Source organism: Faecalicatena contorta (assembly GCF_021531895.1).
Taxonomy (GTDB): domain Bacteria; phylum Bacillota; class Clostridia; order Lachnospirales; family Lachnospiraceae; genus JAFBIX01.
This window is the reverse complement of sequence record NZ_JAFBIX010000012.1, coordinates 1-18,895: the sequence shown is the minus strand read 5'-3', so window position 1 is coordinate 18,895 and position 18,895 is coordinate 1. Positions and strand designations below refer to the sequence as shown.

Annotated in this window: 16 protein-coding genes, 2 tRNA genes and 1 other annotated feature; of the genes, 14 read left to right on the top strand and 4 right to left on the bottom strand. The window is 41.8% G+C overall.

Translation table 11 applies throughout. The annotated features are described in order from the left end of the window. Positions 1-41 precede the first annotated feature (41 nt). Positions 42-509 (bottom strand): DUF5721 family protein, encoded by a 468-nt coding sequence (locus JQM81_RS05900; protein WP_235232614.1) that lies wholly within the window; start codon positions 507-509, stop codon positions 42-44. 110 nt (positions 510-619) lie between these two features. Between JQM81_RS05900 and JQM81_RS05895 the strand changes: the two genes are divergently transcribed. From JQM81_RS05895 to JQM81_RS05850, 10 genes are read left to right on the top strand one after another with little or no spacing between them, the layout of a single operon-like run. Then, positions 620-1,417: a GDSL-type esterase/lipase family protein gene (locus JQM81_RS05895; protein ID WP_235232613.1), complete on the top strand. Its 798-nt coding sequence runs from the start codon at positions 620-622 to the stop codon at positions 1,415-1,417. Then, positions 1,417-1,902: a DUF4358 domain-containing protein gene (locus JQM81_RS05890; protein WP_235232612.1), complete on the top strand. Its 486-nt coding sequence runs from the start codon at positions 1,417-1,419 to the stop codon at positions 1,900-1,902. Before JQM81_RS05895 ends, JQM81_RS05890 begins: the two co-directional genes overlap by 1 nt. A gap of 17 nt (positions 1,903-1,919) precedes the next feature. Further along, entirely contained in the window at positions 1,920-3,326 is a 1,407-nt protein-coding gene (locus tag JQM81_RS05885) for an MBOAT family O-acyltransferase (protein WP_235232611.1), read from the top strand. Positions 3,327-3,334: 8 nt separating this feature from the next. Beyond that, positions 3,335-4,513 (top strand): DHHW family protein, encoded by a 1,179-nt coding sequence (locus JQM81_RS05880; RefSeq protein ID WP_235232610.1) that lies wholly within the window; start codon positions 3,335-3,337, stop codon positions 4,511-4,513. Further along, positions 4,497-5,243 (top strand): pseudouridine synthase, encoded by a 747-nt coding sequence (locus JQM81_RS05875; RefSeq protein WP_235232609.1) that lies wholly within the window; start codon positions 4,497-4,499, stop codon positions 5,241-5,243. Before JQM81_RS05880 ends, JQM81_RS05875 begins: the two co-directional genes overlap by 17 nt. Next, entirely contained in the window at positions 5,191-7,164 is a 1,974-nt protein-coding gene (ligA, locus tag JQM81_RS05870) for an NAD-dependent DNA ligase LigA (protein WP_331473090.1), read from the top strand. The genes JQM81_RS05875 and ligA overlap by 53 nt, the downstream gene beginning before the upstream one ends. A gap of 15 nt (positions 7,165-7,179) precedes the next feature. Then, positions 7,180-8,601, top strand: a complete 1,422-nt coding sequence (gene clpX / locus JQM81_RS05865) for an ATP-dependent Clp protease ATP-binding subunit ClpX (protein WP_235232608.1) — start codon at positions 7,180-7,182, stop codon at positions 8,599-8,601. Positions 8,602-8,649: 48 nt separating this feature from the next. Next, positions 8,650-10,356, top strand: coding sequence for a S8 family peptidase (locus JQM81_RS05860; protein ID WP_235232607.1), 1,707 nt, complete (start codon positions 8,650-8,652; stop codon positions 10,354-10,356). Between the two features lie 36 nt (positions 10,357-10,392). Beyond that, complete coding sequence (locus JQM81_RS05855) at positions 10,393-10,683, top strand: hypothetical protein (RefSeq protein ID WP_235232606.1); 291 nt, start codon at positions 10,393-10,395, stop codon at positions 10,681-10,683. Beyond that, on the top strand, positions 10,684-11,142 hold the full coding sequence (locus tag JQM81_RS05850) for a signal peptidase II (RefSeq protein WP_235232605.1): 459 nt from the start codon (positions 10,684-10,686) through the stop codon (positions 11,140-11,142). 49 nt (positions 11,143-11,191) lie between these two features. Here the strand turns inward: JQM81_RS05850 and JQM81_RS05845 are convergent, their stop codons facing one another. The 3 genes from JQM81_RS05845 to JQM81_RS05835 all read right to left on the bottom strand — a co-directional run bounded on the left by JQM81_RS05845 (position 11,192) and on the right by JQM81_RS05835 (position 12,347). Then, on the bottom strand, positions 11,192-12,124 hold the full coding sequence (locus tag JQM81_RS05845) for a D-2-hydroxyacid dehydrogenase (protein WP_235232604.1): 933 nt from the start codon (positions 12,122-12,124) through the stop codon (positions 11,192-11,194). 62 nt (positions 12,125-12,186) lie between these two features. Next, positions 12,187-12,257: transfer RNA gene (locus JQM81_RS05840), tRNA-Gly, on the bottom strand. 15 nt (positions 12,258-12,272) lie between these two features. Beyond that, positions 12,273-12,347 (bottom strand) — tRNA-Pro (locus tag JQM81_RS05835). A gap of 266 nt (positions 12,348-12,613) precedes the next feature. On the opposite strand from JQM81_RS05835, the gene JQM81_RS05830 reads away from it, so the two are divergent. From JQM81_RS05830 to JQM81_RS05815, 4 genes are all read left to right on the top strand, one after another. Then, positions 12,614-13,477, top strand: a complete 864-nt coding sequence (locus JQM81_RS05830) for a C39 family peptidase (RefSeq protein WP_235232603.1) — start codon at positions 12,614-12,616, stop codon at positions 13,475-13,477. A 122-nt stretch (positions 13,478-13,599) separates the two neighbouring features. After that, positions 13,600-16,179, top strand: coding sequence for an ATP-dependent chaperone ClpB (clpB, locus tag JQM81_RS05825; protein WP_235232602.1), 2,580 nt, complete (start codon positions 13,600-13,602; stop codon positions 16,177-16,179). Positions 16,180-16,186: 7 nt separating this feature from the next. Next, positions 16,187-17,413 (top strand): Y-family DNA polymerase, encoded by a 1,227-nt coding sequence (locus JQM81_RS05820; protein WP_235232601.1) that lies wholly within the window; start codon positions 16,187-16,189, stop codon positions 17,411-17,413. Positions 17,414-17,528: 115 nt separating this feature from the next. Beyond that, on the top strand, positions 17,529-18,398 hold the full coding sequence (locus JQM81_RS05815) for a YitT family protein (RefSeq protein WP_235232600.1): 870 nt from the start codon (positions 17,529-17,531) through the stop codon (positions 18,396-18,398). Positions 18,399-18,452: 54 nt separating this feature from the next. After that, positions 18,453-18,702 (top strand) — a binding site (T-box leader). Positions 18,703-18,895 lie beyond the last annotated feature (193 nt).

Here is an 18,895-nt window from a genome sequence, read left to right as displayed (position 1 = left end):
CTGGACTTTGACGAGAGCAGGACGGCTATTTTTTGCTGTCATTATTCAATCATCTCTGCCAGCAATGTCTGTGCATATTCATCCCATTCGTGCTCCAGTGTCTTGTCCAGTGTAAAGGTATGCATGGAGATTCCGGTAATGCACTGCAGGGTAGAACCATCATAATGGAAGTTCAGATAGAGTCCCTGGATCTCTTCCGGGCGATAACCGTCAAGCTGATGATCCGCAAGAAAGGCAGCAAAGGTTTCCTGGGCAAGGGAGAGAACGATTTTAAAATTCAATGGGGTACGTTTGCCGCGGATGATACTGAAGCAATATTCGCGAACATCCTTCCAATAAGCATAAGACCGTTCAGGGGCTTCATCATAGAAGTCTTTGTGAAGGTATCCGTCGATGGTGAATTTATTAAAGGTTGTAATCTCGCTTTCGATAAAAGAGAACCGGTCGAAGGTATCTTTTAAGAGTAGATGAGACATACAGGATTTGGCTGATAATGTGAATATATTCATATGAAAAACTCCTTTTTGACTTTGGTTAATAGTATAGCATATGTTTGACTTTTATAGGGAAAAACAGTACAATATCTTTGAACTGTTTTTATAGGGAGAGCACAGTTAACGTGAAAAAAGAGAACAAAAGAAAATCTGTAAAAATTGAAGAAAAAGACCATGTTCTGCGCATTGCAGTGACTGTCGTGATTGCACTGCTCATTGTCGGTGCGATTATTGTTGTGGTAAGGCTTATGAATCCAAAGGCAGATACAGAAGCTGGAATTCAGAGACTTCATCAGATGGAGAAGACGGATATAAGTGAAGTGGACAGGCAGATTCAGGAGCTGGAGAAAGCAGAACAGGAAGCAGATGAAGAGTGGGCCAGCCGGCCGGCCAGTGAGAAATTTGCCAATGCTTTTGTAATCGGTGACTCAGTGACACAGGGATTATATGAATATGGTGTATTGAATCAGGAAAATGTTCAGGCAGACAGAGGAGCCGGGGTATGTGATTCAGAAGTCAACAAGATAGAAGAGCATCTGACGAAGGCAATTGAGTTACAACCACAGGTATTGTTTCTTGCGTATGGGATGAATGATATTGAAGCATCCAGAGGGGATGTAGATCTTTTTATAGAAAAATATAAGAGTGTGTTGGATAGATTAAGAGAGGCTTTGCCGGATACTCGTATATATGTAAACAGTATCCTTCCGGTTCAACAGTTTGTGATAGACAATAATGAGTGGTATGGCAATATTACGGAGTTTAACGAAGAACTGGAAAAACTGTGTGAAGAGGAAGATGTGATATTTATTGATAATACGGATCTGGTAAAGGAAGAGTATTATTCGGAAGATGGAATCCATATGGCACCGGATTATTATACGGAATGGGTAGATCATATGGCGGAGGTTGCAAAATTATAATGAAAAAGCACAGGATAGATTTGCTGAATATATTGAAATATGCGATGGTGATCGTTCTTCTTGTTTATATCGGATTCTTGCTGTCACAAGAAGGCGGCAAAGATGTCTCGGTAAAAACGATACGCGAGAATATTCTGGCGGTTACTGAAACAAAAGGGATGACCAAAGGAACTACGCAGGATTTGAAGAAGTATTATGGCTTGAATGCTAATGATTATGAGGGAGTAATGCTGTATGTCCCGAATGATGTTATGAGTGTCAATGAGATTCTGGTCATTAAGCTTAAGGATAAATCACAGGCTGAGAATGTTGAAAAAGCTATTCAGAAGCGCCTGCATACGCAGAAGAACAGTTTTGAAGGATATGGAGCAGAGCAGACAAAACTGATTAATTCGGCGGTGACAGACAGCAGAGGATATTATGTATTATTAGCGATATCGAAGGATGCGGATCAGATATATGAAGCATTCAGAAAGAGCATATAGAGAAGGAAACATACAGAATGTTATTTAGCAGTATTGTATTTTTATTTACGTTTTTACCAATTGTGTTGATTTTATATTATCTGGTACCAAGACAGCTTAAGAACGCTGTTTTGCTTTTCGCAAGTCTGATATTTTATGCATGGGGAGAACCGGTCTATATATTTTTGATGATATTTTCCATTCTGTTTAATTATGTCAGTGGGCTGGATATTGCGAGAAACCTTCAGAACCGACGCGCGGCAAAGAAAAGTCTGGTGTTTAATCTGGTGGTAAATCTATGCGTTCTGGGATTCTTTAAATACGAAGGATTTGTGTTAGACAGTCTGAATGCAGTACTCCCGGTTCAGATACCATATCAGGAACTGGCTTTGCCGATCGGCATTTCTTTTTATACATTTCAGATATTGTCCTATATTATAGATGTTTATCGAGGTAATGTAAAGGTGCAGAAGAATCTTATGGATTTTGCACTGTATGTTACGATGTTCCCACAATTAATTGCCGGGCCAATCGTAAAGTATTCCGATATAGAGAGACAGCTTCATGTCAGAAAAGAATCCTGGGGAAAGTTTGGGGAAGGAACGATGTTTTTTATTCGCGGCCTTTCAAAAAAGGTGCTGCTTGCCAATACGATAGGAATGGTGCACACAGAAGTCTTAACTTTACAGCAGGGAAAGGTTTCCGTTTTAACGGCGTGGCTTGGGTGCCTGGCGTATACATTTCAGATATATTTTGATTTTAGCGGATATTCAGATATGGCTATTGGTCTTGGGAAAATGTTTGGATTTGAATTCCTGAAGAACTTCAATTATCCTTATATTTCCAAAAGTATTACGGAATTCTGGCGCAGATGGCATATTTCTCTTGGAACATGGTTTCGGGAATATCTCTATATTCCTCTGGGAGGAAATCGTGTCAACGTCGCGAAACACATTCGCAATTTATTGATCGTCTGGCTTCTTACAGGACTTTGGCATGGTGCTGCCTGGAATTTTGTTGTCTGGGGAGTCTATTATGGAGTGATCTTGATTATAGAGAAATATTTTCTGGGTGCGATTTTGGAAAAATTACCCAACATAGTAAAACGTATCTATAGCATTCTGCTGGTAATGATTGGATGGGTATTCTTCTTTAGCCCAAGTCTTGGAGGAGCGGCTGATTATCTAAAAGTAATGTTTGGAGCAGGTGCCCATGGACTGGTGGATCAGGAGAGCCTGTATCTTTTGAAAACGAATCTCATATCGTGGGTTGTACTGATACTGGGATCTACTCCGGTTGTTCATCGTACCTATGAGCAGATCCTGCGTAGAATGGGTGGCAAGAGTGTTGTTGTAAATTGTGTGGTGTATGCAATTTTGTTTTTGTTGTGTGTGGCATATCTGGTGACAGAGACATACAATCCATTCTTGTATTTTAGATTTTAGGAGCAGTTATGGAACAGAAAGACAGTAAGAAGAAAAAACTGCATAAGAAGAAAATGACAGCCATGACATTCCTGGGAATTCTGGTATTGATCTGTCTGATGAATCTGATTTCCCAAGATAAGGAATTCTCAGAGAAAGAGAATCGGATGCTGGAGCAGAAGCCAGAGTTTACATTAAGTAGACTTGAAAGCGGAAGATTCATGGAACAGTATGAATCATACAAATCAGATCAGTTTGTGGGAAGAGACTTTTGGGTATCCCTCAAGAGTCATGTGGATCTGATTGTCGGAAGAAGAGAGTCAAATGGTGTATTCAAAGGGAAGGATCATTATCTTCTGGAGGATATTGCCAGGCCGGATGAAGAACAGATGCAGCAGAATATCGAAGCAATCCAAGCGTTCGAGAATACTTATAATGATATTCCAATGTATATGATGCTCGTGCCAAATGCTGCAAATATTCTGGAAGATAAGCTTCCGCAATTCGCGGTAACAGAAGATCAGAATCAGATTTTTCTGGAAATACAGAAGTCACTGGAAGATCAACTGACTTGGGTGGATGTAAGTAAAGTGTTAAAAGCTCACAAAAAAGAGAATATATATTATCATACAGATCATCACTGGACGACATTGGGAGCATATTATGCCTATCAGACACTGATAGATGCCATGAAACTGGATTCATCCAAAGCACCAGAATTAAAGGCATATGCAGTAACCAATGAATTTAACGGGACGTTATCTTCTACCAGTGGGTATGAGATGGGATATGAAGAGCCAATTTATATCTATACATCAGAAGATGAAGGAGCAGGGCCGCAGATTGTGGTGAACTATGTAGAAGAGAAGCGTAAGACCGCAACCTTGTATGATGCATCTAAATTGGAGGAAAAGGACAAATATGCATTGTTCCTTGGAGGTAACTATGGGACAGTTGATATTCGGACAACTGCAGATACCACAGATCGTTTGCTGTTGTTCAAGGATTCTTATGCGAACTGTCTGATCCCGTTCCTGACTCCATATTATCGCGAGATCATCGTGATTGATCCACGGTATTATTATGGGGATATTCATGAAATTATGGAAGAAAATAAGATTACTAGTGTACTCTTTTTGTATAATGGAAATACCTTTGTAGAAGATAATAGTATCAGTGGAGTATTGCAAAATGGTGAGACTGAATAAATATCTAAGTGATGCTGGTGTATGTTCCAGAAGAGAGGCTGACCGATTGATTGAGAGCGGTCGAGTGACCGTTGATGGGAAAATGGCAAGTCCTGGAACAAAAGTAGAGCCGGGACAGGAAGTACGGATTGGAAAGAAAGTAATTAAAAATCATACAGAAAAGATAGTCCTGGCGGTAAACAAACCTGCCGGGATTGTTTGTACAGAAGATAAAAAAGAAAAAAAGAATATTATTCGTTATCTGAACTACCCTGTGCGAGTGACTTATGCCGGACGTCTGGATAAGGACTCGGAGGGACTTCTGATCATGACCAATGACGGAGACTTGATCAATGGAATGATGCGGGCGAGATACGGGCATGAAAAAGAGTATAAAGTTACAGTAAATCAACCGATTACGGATGAATTTGTGTATAAAATGGCATCGGGTGTGAGGATTATTGACCGAGAGAAAAAAATGGATGTTATCACACGTCCATGTAAAGTGGAGAAGATAGGGAAATATACATTTACAATAATATTGACCCAGGGATTGAACCGTCAGATCCGCAGAATGTGTGATGCTTTGGGATATAAGGTGACCAGACTGGTTAGAGTAAGAATTATGAATGTAAAACTTGGCGGCCTGAAAACAGGTGCTGTAAGAAAATTGACAGAGCAGGAGTTAAAAGAATTATATGAACAAGTCAAAGAAAGCCAGGATGCAGGAACTGGTAGAATTATTGAATAATGCGAGCCGTGCATATTATCAGGAAGCAGAAGAAATCATGAGTAACTATGAGTATGACCAGTTATATGATGAACTGCAAGAACTGGAGCAAGAATTAGGCATTACGTTATCTAACAGTCCTACAGTAAATGTCGGATATGAAGTGTTAAGCGAGTTGCCGAAAGAACGGCATGAAAGTCCGATGCTATCTTTAGATAAGACGAAAGATGTGGAAGAACTGAAGAGATTTGTGGGCAATCAGAAGGCTTTGATGTCGTGGAAGATGGATGGATTGACGATTGTCCTTACTTATCGGGAGGGAAGATTGTATAAAGCAGTTACCCGAGGAAATGGTGAAGTAGGTGAAGTCATTACCAATAATGCCAAAGTGTTCAAAAATATTCCTCTTCAGATCGCATATCAGGGAGAATTAATTTTGCGTGGTGAAGCCATTATCGGATATCGGGATTTTGAGAGAATCAACGAGGCAATTGAAGATGTAGATGCAAGGTACAAAAATCCGCGTAATCTTTGCAGTGGTTCTGTTCGTCAGTTGAATAACGAGATTACAGCGAAGCGAAACGTTAAGTTTTATGCATTTACCCTTGTGCAGGCAGAAAATGTGGATTTTCATAATTCCAGAGCTTGTCAGATGAATTGGCTGAAAGAACAGGGATTCGAGGTGGTGGAATACCATGAGGTGACTTCGGACACAGTAGAGCAGGAAGTTATTAAATTTTCAGAAAAAATTGCCGAGAATGATTTCCCATCCGATGGACTTGTGTTAGTATATGATGATATAGCGTACGGTCAGTCCCTGGGGCGAACTTCCAAGTTTCCAAGAGATTCATATGCCTTTAAGTGGGCGGATGAAGTTCGGGAGACGAAGCTTCTCGAGATTGAGTGGAGTCCTTCCAGAACGGGGCTGATTAATCCGGTCGCTATCTTTGAACCAGTGGAATTAGAGGGAACGACGGTAAGTCGCGCAAGTGTCCATAATATCAGCATCATGGAAGAACTGGAATTAGGAATTGGAGATACCATAGAAGTATATAAAGCGAACATGATTATTCCACAGATTGCAAGAAATCTGACACGCAGCGGGGTGAAGGATATTCCTGCACAGTGCCCGGTCTGTCAGGGAAAAACGGAGATTCGACAGGTCAGTAATGCCAGAGCACTCTATTGCACGAATCCAGAATGTCAGGCAAAACACGTAAAATCATTTGCTTTGTTTGTCAGTAGAGATGCTTTGAATATAGAGGGGTTATCTGAAGCAACACTGGAGAAATTTATCGCATTAGGTTATATCAAGGAATATGCAGATATATTTCATCTTGATCGTTATCAGGAAGAGATACAGACGTTGGATGGATTTGGCAAAAAATCATATCAGAATCTGATTGCAAGTATAGAGAAGGCCAGAACAACAACACTGCCAAGAGTCATCTATGCACTTGGGATTGCCAATATCGGTCTTGCGAATGCGAAGATGATCTGTAAGGAATTTCAGTATGATGTAGAAGCGATGCTTCAGGCTACGACCGAAGATCTCAGTGCAATATCAGGAGTAGGAGAAGTGATTGCAAAGGCATTCGTAGATTATTTTTCCGCAGAACGTCATGTAAAGCAATTGAGAGATCTGTTGGCAGAGTTAGATATTCCGAAGGAAGAGGCAGAATCAGGGAAACAGATATTTGCAGGAGTGAATTTTGTGATTACTGGAAGTGTCGAACATTTTGCAAATCGTGGAGAAGTAAAAGAATTGATAGAAAGTCTTGGCGGCAAGGTGACAGGTTCCGTTACTTCTAAGACCAATTATTTGATTAATAATGATGTGACGTCTACATCATCCAAGAATAAGAAGGCCAATGAACTTGGAATTCCAATCATATCGGAAGAGATGTTTCTAAATATGATACAGGAAGATCAGGAGGGCTAGAAAGAGGGAAATAACATGTCTGAACAGGATAATAAGAATGATATTGAAAAGGTAGAGGCTACAGTGGAAGATGTAGAGAATACCAAAGACCATGAGGATGAATATGAGAAGATCTGCTTTGTCTGCAGACGCCCAGAGAGTATTACGGGCAAGATGATTGATCTGCCGAATGGAATCTGTGTATGTAATGATTGTATGCAGAAGAGCTTTGATGCTATGACGAGTGGACAGATTGATTTCAGTCAGTTGATGAATATGCCGGGAGTGCAGATTCTGAATATGGCAGATCTGGAACAGGCTGTTCCAAAGAAGCAGAAAGTAAAGAAGAAAAAAGAGGGAGAGGAGAGAAAACCTCTGATTGACATTCAGAATATACCTGCTCCTCATAAGATCAAAGCCAAATTAGATGATTATGTGGTTGGTCAGGAATACGCGAAAAAAGCGATGTCTGTAGCAGTCTATAATCATTATAAGCGTGTGGCAACGGATACGATGGATGAGATTGAGATTGAGAAGTCCAATATGTTGATGATCGGACCTACAGGTTCTGGTAAGACTTATCTGGTCAAGACACTGGCAAAATTATTGGATGTGCCGCTTGCGATTACAGATGCTACATCTCTGACAGAAGCAGGGTATATAGGAGATGATATTGAAAGCGTGGTATCCAAGCTTCTGGCGGCCGCAGATAATGATGTGGAGAAGGCGGAGCAGGGAATTATCTTTATCGATGAGATTGATAAGATTGCGAAGAAGAAAAATACCAGTCAGAGAGATGTCAGTGGTGAATCTGTACAGCAAGGAATGCTGAAACTTCTGGAAGGAAGTGATGTTGAAGTTCCGGTGGGAGCAAACAGTAAAAATGCGATGGTGCCATTGACTACGGTAAATACAAAGAATATCCTCTTCATCTGTGGCGGAGCATTCCCGGATCTGGAAGGAATTATTAAAGAACGTCTGACGAAGCAAGCGACGATTGGATTCGGTGCAGATCTGAAGGATAAATATAATAACGATAAGAATATTCTGAGTAAAGTGACGACAGAGGATCTGCGAAACTTCGGAATGATTCCAGAATTCCTGGGACGTCTTCCAATCGTCTTCACCCTTCAGGGGTTAAATGAAGAGATGATGGTCAAGATCTTAAAAGAACCTAAGAATGCGATCTTGAAGCAATACCAGAAACTTCTGGCGTTGGATGAAGTGAAACTTGAATTTGATGACGGAGCTCTGCAGGCAATTGCCAAAAAAGCGATGGAGAAAGATACTGGCGCCAGGGCACTTCGGGCAATCATCGAAGAATTTATGCTGGATATTATGTATGAGATTCCAAAGGATGACAGTATTGGTCAGGTCATTATTACAAAGGAATACATAGAAGGAACCGGCGGACCGATCATTATGCTAAGAGGTCAGGAGGTCGCAAGAATAGAATAATCAGGAGAATACCTCATATATTTTATAAAAAGTATATGGGGTATTTTTATGAACAGAGAAGAATGTAGAGAGAGGATTCTCTCGCAAGATTATCGGGATTTTCTCGTGCCGTTCTATCGCGGGGAAGAGACTCTGAATGTACAGACAGAAGATGCATGTGTCCAGAATGCAGATTTTGGTTATCGTGTAATCTATGCTGATCATACGCTTCTGAAACCGCTGAATTATAGTAATTACTGGTATAACTCGATACCAAATTGTTATTCTCTTCTTGATATGGAGGCTTTGAATGCTGCCGGAATCAGTGCAGTACAAAATTATCCTACCCTGCAGCTGATGGGAAGTCAGATTATGATTGGATTTGTGGATACAGGAATTGATTATCGTAATTTGGTATTCCGGAATATTGATGGCTCTACAAGGATTGCAGGAATTTGGGATCAGACAATTCAGACCGGAAATCTTCCGGAGAACTTAGACTATGGAAGTGAATATACAGAAGATATGATCAATGAAGCTCTTCGTACGGAAGATCCTCTAGAGGTTGTTCCCAGCATGGATGAAGATGGACATGGAACCTTTCTTGCAAGTGTTGCAGCTGGTAGTGCGGATGTGCCTAATCGCTTTCTTGGCGCTGCGCCAGAGGCGTCAATCGGTGTAGTAAAATTAAAGACAGCCAAGAATTATCTGAAAGAATTCTATGCGGTACGTCAGGATGCAGTTTGCTTTCAGGAAAATGATATTATGTTGGGAATGAAATATTTAAATCAATTGGCAAATAAAAAAAATATGCCGTTGGTTATATGTGTGGCCTTGGGAACGAATTTCGGCGGACATAATGGTACGACCCTTTTGTCATCCATGATTGATATATATGCTTCTATTTTGAACCGAAGTGTGGTGATCGGAACGGGAAATGAGGCAGTACAGAGGCATCATTATTATCATCAATTTCAGAGTATGAATGAGCAGACAGATGTTGAATTACGTGTAGGTTCTGGTGTAGGAGCGTTTGCAGCAGAGCTTTGGACGACACTTCCCAATGTAATGACCATCTCTATCACATCGCCGACGGGAGAACGCACAGGGCACATATCATTGAGGCAAGGCTATACTTATAGTGTCAATTTTATATTTGATAAGACAGAAGTGAATGTGGAGTACAGATTATTATTGGAAAATAATGATTCCCAGCTGATATTTCTTCGATTCAGGAACCCTTCTGCCGGAATCTGGACCATTAATGTGGAACCTGTACAGATGTTGGAGGGAGAATTTCATATATGGCTTCCAGTCGAGGAATTTCTGGCAGGTGAGGTGTATTTTCTTGAAGCAAATCCAGACACGACGCTGACGGAACCCGGAACAAGCAGAAATGCTATGACTGTAGCATACTATAATGGGAGGGAGAATGGAGTTGATATTAATTCTGGAAGAGGTTATACTAGAGATGGATTAATAAAACCAGATTATGCGGTGCCTGGAGTCGAAGTAACCGGAGCTGGGTTGAATGGAAGCTTTGTAACCAGAACAGGATCTAGTGTAGCGACAGGAATTGCTGCGGGAGCAGCAGCACTTTTGATGGAATGGATCTTAGAACAGCCGGAAGCGCGGGGAGTGAATTCCAGTCAGATAAGGAATATTATTCTTCTTGGAACAGATCAGCGTGCGATGGTAGAATATCCGAATCGAGAGTGGGGATATGGAACGATGAATCTATTCCAGTCGTTGGATACGCTCAGACGGTTAAAATGATGGCAGGATTCAGAAGATAAGAAGGAGACGATGAATATGGCAGATTTTTTTGAAGATTTAGGAAAGAAAATATCAGATGTAGCAGGCGAGATTGGGAAAAAGACAGAAGATACTCTGGAAATCCAAAAGATTAAAAGTAATGTACGTTCGTTAAAACGTGCGAATGAAAGAGATCTGATGGACATTGGACGTATGGTATATGACAAATTCCAGAAAGGTGAAGTCGCAGACACTGATTACATTACTTTGTGCGAAGAGATTGAAAAGCGCGAAGAGGAGATGGAAAAGCAGGAAGAAGAGATTGTAAGAATCAAAGAGGGAATGTAGATGCTTTCATGGATGACAGGGCTGTTTGCCGGTTTGCTTGGATTGGATGAACTGTTCAAACAGTATGTAGAAGAGAATCTGGAACATGGCGAACAGAAAGAATTTTGCGGTGGAAAGCTAGTTGTCCGCAAGGTCTATAACAGAGGATTCCTGTTGAATGCATTAGACCATCATCCAAAGGTCGTAAAAGGAGCTTCTGCTTTTGCCGGGCTGTCACTTTGGGGATATGATATCTTTGCTTTCTTGAGAAGAGGCCATTATCTGGAAAAGTTAGGCCTTGCTATTGCAAGTGCAGGTGCGGCAAGTAATATATTTGACCGACTGGTAAGAGGAAAAGTCATTGATTATATAGGTTTTCGTGTGGAAAATTCGTTTTTGGCGAAGCTGACGGCTAATCTTGGAGATTTCTATCTTGCAATTGGAGCATTCCTTACTGCGATAGGTAATATAAGAAAATAAAACACAGGCGGCATGATGCAATCGGTATTGCATCGTGGCGCCTGTTTTGTTATGCAAAATATTCTTTGATCTGTTCCAGAATAATATCCATTAATCGTGTTCTTGCTTCAATGCTTGCCCATGCGACATGTGGAGTGATAAACAGTTTTTTACTGTCCTTGATAGCAAGAAGCGGATTATCGGGACTCATCGGTTCTACACATAATACATCCAGACCTGCAGCAGCAATCTCTTTGCAGTTCAGTGCATCTGCCAGAGCTTGCTCGACGACGATAGGTCCTCGACCGAGATTCAAAAATATGCAGGTTGATTTCATCTTGTGGAACGCTGCACCGTCCATCAGATTCTCTGTATATTGATTCAATGGGGCATGGACGGAGATGATATCAGAGGTCATCAGTAAGGTGTCCATGTCTACCTGATGATAACCGTCTTGTGGAGCACTTCCAGATGGAGATGCGTAGATGATATGACAACCAAATGCTTCAGCAATGGAGGCAACTCGTCTGCCGATATTGCCCAGTCCGATAATACCCCAGGTCTTTCCTTTTAATTCATAAAAATGTTCGGCAAAATGTGTAAAAATCGTATCATTTACATAGTGTCCTTTTTTTACATAGTCATCATAATAGCGCAATTTCTCTAATAAGTAGAAAAGCATGGCAAAAGTATGCTGCGCAACAGATTCTGTGGAATATCCAGCTACATTACGCCAGGCAATGCCGCGACTGTCCAGATAATCTTTATCCAGGTTGTTAGTTCCTGTTGCAGTTACACAGACAAGTTTCAGGTTTTTTGCCTGTCCAATCGTAGTTTCGTTAATCTGAACTTTATTGACAACAAGAACATCAGCATCAGTGACTCTGGCAGGTACCTCATCAGAAGTAGAAAAAGCGTACTTTACAACTTCTCCCAGTTGGTCGTAGCCAGACAGATCAATATCATCTCCGATTGTTTTGGCGTCTAGAAATACAATCTTCATACATGTGCCTCCTTTTAATATTATTGATAATTTGAGCCCGTTGTAAAAAAGAGCATGAAAAAAGCGGGTGATGGGAATCGAACCCACGTATCCAGCTTGGAAGGCTGGTGTTCTACCATTGAACTACACCCGCATGTTGTTATAAATATCGGGGTGACAGGATTCGAACCTGCGACCTCCTGGTCCCAAACCAGGCGCTCTAGCCAAGCTGAGCCACACCCCGATGAAATTGTTAATTGAAATCACTCTCGTGAACGAGTTATATAATACCATCTTTTTTGAAAAAAGGCAAGAGGAAATTATCAAAGAATGTTAAAAATTTTTCAAATTTTTTTCTGGGACGGATTAAGAATTCTTTAAGTTGTCACATAACCACGGGTGGAGTATAATTACTGTCATGAAGTTTTGCAAACTGAGATTATGTCATCGGACATAGTTATGATATAGATTCATTGAATGATTTAGATCAACGAGAGGATGAATAACTAGATGTACCAGCAAAAAAGAAGAAAGAAATATTCTAAACGCAAGCAACAAGTAAGGCGTCAATTGCTAGTGATAGCGGGAGTCTTGTTAATGATTATCGTGGCTCTGGTAAGCTGCCAGATCCAAAGACATAAAAAAGAAGCAGAAGTAAAGGAAACCACGAAGATTACACAACAAGAAAAAGAAGAGAAGGAGACTGTAGAAACAGAAGCCCAGAGATTGGAGCGTGTAAAAAGGGAAGCCAAGGAAAATGGATATCCGGAAGGTGTCATCGATCTTCTGGGCAAGAATAAAGAAACGATTGATTTTGTAGAGGATTATGGCGAGAAAAAGGATGACCCCAGTGCTGATACCATAGGGGATGATCTGGAAGCAGGAGAGATTCCACAACTGATCCAATGGGATGAACGTTGGGGATATGCACCTTATGGAACAAGTATCGTGGCCGTCAGCGGCTGTGGACCTACTTGTCTTTCCATGGTAGCGGCAGGACTTAATGAAGACCCGTCGATTACGCCTGCCAAAGTGGCGGCATATGGTACGGAGAATTCTTATGTAGATGAGAATAATGATACTTACTGGAAATTCATGAGTGAGGCCGGAGCAAACTGGAATCTGTCCTGCTACGAGGGGTTGCTTTCGGAAGAACAGGTGAGCGCAGAACTAACAGCCGGACATCCAATTATCTGCAGTGTAGGGCCAGGAGATTTTACGAAAATTGGACATTTCATCGTGTTAACGGGGTATGAAAGTGGAAATGTTACGGTCAATGACCCGTTTAGCCAGAAAAACAGTGATAAGACTTGGGTATATGCAGAGATTGCAGACCAGATAAAAGCAATGTGGATTTATTCTTTGAAGGAATAGCTTTACATGATTTCCAAAAAAACTGAAAATATTAGCACTCAACACTTGACAGTGCTAACAAAAAGCGTTATTGTTATATCGTAAATAGAACAATAACGCTTTTTATATAGGAGGTTGTCAGTATGAATATTAATAAATTTACGCAAAAATCATTACAGGCTGTTCAAGGCTGTGAACGTGTGGCATTGGATTATGGCAACCAGGAGATTGCACAGGAACATCTGCTCTACACATTGCTGACGCAGGATGACAGTCTGATTCTCAAGCTGATTGAGAAGATGGGACTCGATAAAAGCAGCATGATCAATCGGGTGGAAGAAGCACTCAGGAAGCGCCCGAAGGTTCAAGGCGGACAGCAGTATGTAGGACAGGATCTGAACAATGCACTGGTTCATGCGGAAGATGAGGCAAAGCAGATGGGAGATGAATATGTTTCTGTTGAACATCTGTTTTTGTCCATTATGAAGTATGCAAGCAAAGAGATGAAGACGATTTTCCGGGAGATGGGAATCAGCAGGGAAGGATTCCTGCAGGCATTATCTACAGTCAGAGGCAATCAGCGCGTGACCAGCGATAATCCAGAGGATACGTATGACACTCTGAATAAATATGGTTCTGACCTTGTAGAACGTGCCAGAGAGCAGAAGATGGATCCAGTCATTGGACGTGATTCCGAGATCCGTAATGTGATTCGTATTCTGTCTCGTAAAACAAAGAATAATCCGGTTTTGATCGGAGAACCGGGAGTAGGTAAGACGGCAGTAGTTGAAGGCCTTGCTCAGCGTATTGTGCGTGGAGATGTACCGGAAGGCTTGAAGGATAAGACCATATTCTCACTGGATATGGGTGCGCTGGTAGCAGGTGCGAAATATCGTGGAGAGTTCGAGGAACGTCTGAAAGCAGTGCTGGAGGAAGTAAAGAACAGCGACGGCAGAATTATTCTTTTCATTGATGAGCTCCATACGATTGTAGGTGCAGGTAAGACAGACGGTGCCATGGATGCCGGCAACATGTTAAAACCAATGCTGGCAAGAGGAGAGCTGCACTGTATCGGTGCTACGACCCTGGATGAATATCGTCAGTACATTGAGAAAGATGCTGCACTGGAACGTCGTTTCCAGCCGGTAACCGTAGATGAGCCTACCGTGGAAGATGCCATTTCTATTCTGCGTGGACTGAAAGAGCGGTATGAAGTATTCCATGGCGTGAAGATTACAGATGGTGCTCTGGTAGCAGCGGCAACATTGTCAGATCGCTATATTTCCGATCGTTTCTTACCAGATAAGGCGATTGACCTGGTGGATGAGGCATGTGCCCTGATTAAGACAGAACTGGATTCTATGCCGACAGAGCTGGATGAACTGCGGCGTAAGATCATGCAGATGGAGATTGAAGAGGCTGCACTTAAGAAAGAAGATGACCGTCTCAGTAAGGAACGGCTGGAACACCTGCAGCAGGAGCTTGCAGAGCTTAGAGAAGAGTTCGCAGGAAAGAAAGCGCAATGGGATAATGAGAAGGTTGGAATCGAACGAGTTCAGAAGATTCGTGAAGAGATAGAACAGGTCAATAAAGAGATTGAGAAAGCGCAGCATTCTTATGATCTGGAGAAGGCAGCTGAGCTTCAGTATGGAAGGCTGCCTCAGTTGCAGAAGCAGTTAGAAGCGGAGGAAGAGAAGGTAAAGGATGAAGATATGTCTCTGGTTCACGAAAGTGTAACCGATGAAGAGATTGGGCGAATTGTATCTCGATGGACTGGGATTCCTGTGGCTAAGCTGAATGAAAGTGAGAGAAGCAAGACTTTACATCTGGCAGATGAACTGCATAAGCGTGTTATCGGACAGGATGAAGGTGTGGAGCTGGTAACCGAAGCAATTATCCGTTCAAAAGCCGGAATTAAGGATCCGACAAAACCGATTGGTTCTTTTCTGTTCCTTGGTCCTACCGGTGTAGGTAAGACAGAGCTTGCCAAGGCGTTGGCAGAAAGCCTCTTTGATGACGAGAACAATATGGTACGAATCGATATGAGTGAGTATATGGAGAAGTACTCGGTGTCTCGACTGATCGGAGCGCCTCCGGGATATGTTGGATATGATGAAGGCGGTCAGCTTACAGAGGCAGTTCGCAGAAAACCATATTCTGTAGTGCTTTTTGATGAGATTGAGAAAGCGCATCCAGATGTATTTAATGTATTGCTTCAAGTATTGGATGACGGACGGATTACGGATTCACAGGGACGTACCGTGGACTTCAAGAATACGATTCTGATCATGACCTCTAATATCGGCTCTTCTTATCTGCTGGACGGTATTGATGAACAGGGAAATATCAGTGAAGCAAGCCAGCAGGCAGTTATGGAAGAATTACGGGCACATTTCAGACCGGAATTCCTGAATCGTCTGGATGAGACGATTATGTTCAAACCATTGACGAAAGATAATATTTATGACATTATTGACTTATTAATAGCAGATGTCAACAAGCGTCTGGATGACAAAGAGATTCAGATTGCACTTACGGATGCGGCAAAGAGTTATATCGTGGATGCCGGTTATGATCCAACTTACGGAGCACGTCCGCTGAAGCGTTATCTGCAGAAGAATGTGGAGACTCTTGCTGCAAAATTAATGCTTCAAGGGGATGTGGGTGCACAGGATACGATTGTGATAGACGTGGAAAATGGCAGACTAACGGCAAGGAGTTAGGTCGAAAGTGTCAATCATATTTCATATCGATGTAAATTCCGCTTATCTTAGCTGGACAGCGGTAGAACAATTGAAAAATGGCGCAGAAGTAGATCTTCGGACCATTCCGTCCATTATCGGCGGAGATCAGAAGTCCCGGCACGGAGTGGTTCTGGCGAAGTCTGTTCCTGCGAAGAAGTATGGCATTCGTACGGGAGAACCTGTTGCGAATGCCTTTCGCAAGTGTCCTAATCTTGTGACAGCGCCGCCAGATCATAAGTTATATCATCAATATAGTGAGCGGCTGATGGTTTTTCTGAGAAGTTACACGGATCAGATTGAACAGGTCAGTGTGGATGAGTGTTATATGGACTTTACAGAGATCGCCGGAAATTACAGTTCCCCGGTAGAGGGAGCCATGGAGATCAAGAATGAAGTGTACCGAAGATTTGGCTTTACTGTCAATGTGGGAATATCCAGTAATAAGCTGCTGGCGAAGATGGCATCTGATTTTGAAAAACCGAATAAAGTGCATACGTTGTTCCCGGAAGAGATTCCGGTGAAAATGTGGCCGCTTCCGGTACGAGAATTATTCATGGCGGGCCGCTCCAGTGTGGAGACACTGAATAAACTGGAAATCCATACGATCGGAGACCTTGCCAATACAGATCCCGCCATATTAGAATTGCATTTGAAAAGCCACGGGAGAAAACTGTGGGAATTTGCCAATGGGATGGACGAGTCCAGGGTAGAGAAGGAGAAAGCAGAGGCCAAGGGAATCGGAAATTCCGTGACGTTGCCAAAGGATGTCGAGACGGAAGAGGAAGCCGGTAGGATTCTGAATGAACTGGCGGAAAGTGTTTCCAGAAGACTTCGGAATGCCGGACAAAAGGCAGGAATGCTGAGTGTGGAGATCAAATATCACACATTTACAAGCGTATCTCATCAAAAGCAGGTGGAACAGGCTATCAATCAGAAGAAAGACATATATATGGCGGCAATGCAATTGTTCCGAGAGTTGTGGAATGGCGAACCAATCAGATTATTGGGAATCCGAAGCTCGAAGCTTGTCGAAGAGAGCGAGCCGCAGCAATTAAGTATTTTTGACATTCCCGTCAAATCCGAAGAAGAGATCCGGCGAGAGAAAAAAATTGCCAGATTGGATGCCGCTTTAGATAAAGTGCGCAAGAAATATGGAAAAGAGATTGTACAAAAAGGACAAACTTCTGCTGGTGGTGTTGACAAAAAAATTTGATAAAGATATACTGATAATCAGAAGAGCAGATGCGAATTATATTTATTATAGTTTGTAGCTGTTCTTTTTTGCGTTAATATGGGTATTTTGCTATGAAATAGAAGGAGGTTTTCGCATGAATCAGACAAAAGTAAAAGAGATGGCGATGGATATTTTGGTGGATGTTGTGGCTGGCATGGTTATTGCAATTGGAGTTTATAATTTCGCATTAAATGCGAATTTTCCGGTGGCCGGATTTTCCGGAATCGCAATTATTCTCTATCACTTATTCCGAATCCCGGTAGGTATCGGAACAATCTTACTGAACATTCCGGTTTCCATCTTCTGTTATAAATTTTTAGGAAGAACATTTTTCTTAAAATCCGTGAAAAGTATGATTATATCATCTATCTTAATGGATTATGTAGCACCAATGTTCCCTGTATACAATGGAAGCCGTCTGCTTGCTGCGTTATGCATGGGGGTTTTATGTGGGATTGGCTACGCTGCAATATTTATGCGTGGTTCTTCCACCGGCGGCCAGGACTTTATATCAATGGCAATCAAGAAAGTAAAGCCGCATATGACACTTGGAGTCATCACATTCGGTTTTGATATCTGTACGATTCTCCTGGGAACGATTCTGGTCTTTAAAGATGTAGACGGACTGATTTATGGAATCATAGTTACCTATTTGATGGCAATTGTGATGGACAGAATCATGTACGGTATCGATGAAGGAAAGATGACGTTGATCGTGACAGAACATGGAGATGAAGTCGCAGAACAAATCGACGAATATTCCGGCAGAGGCTCCACCATTCTTCAGGGAATGGGAAGCTATTCGAAGAAAAAGAAAGATGTTGTAATGTGTGCATGCAATAACAAACAGATGTATACAATCAAAAAGATGGTCCGACAGATTGACCCACAGGCCTTTACGATTATTATGGAGTCAAACGAAGTAGTAGGAGAAGGATTCAAAGAAGAAATAAGCGAAATTTAAAAGTCATCTCTTGACAAATATAAGAAAAAGACCTACACTTCACTGTAGTAAAGAGATAAATCGATGAACAAGAGAAGTAGATAAAGATATTTATTCCCAGAGAGTTGCCGGTGGTGGGATGGCAGCAGTAAGAGTCTTTATTGAATGGACTTGTGAGAGCAGTTTGAAACCGTATTCGGGAGTAGATGCTGACGGGAGCCCTATCCGTTATCAACAGGGTATGTATGATAGTACATAATTGAGAGGCCGGTAATATGGCAATTTGGGTGGTACCGCAGAAGAATTTGAAGCTTTTGTCCCTTGTAGGAGGGATGAAGGCTTTTTTATTATGATAAAAGTCCCCGAGAGTCTATTTATCTCTGAAAAATATATAACTTCTCGGAATCTCAATGAATGAGATTCCAAGCGAAAATTGACAACTGAATATCGTGCAGGAAAAGAAATTTGCGAGAAATGGACATAAACATTGGACATAGAGGATACTATGCCTTGAAAAA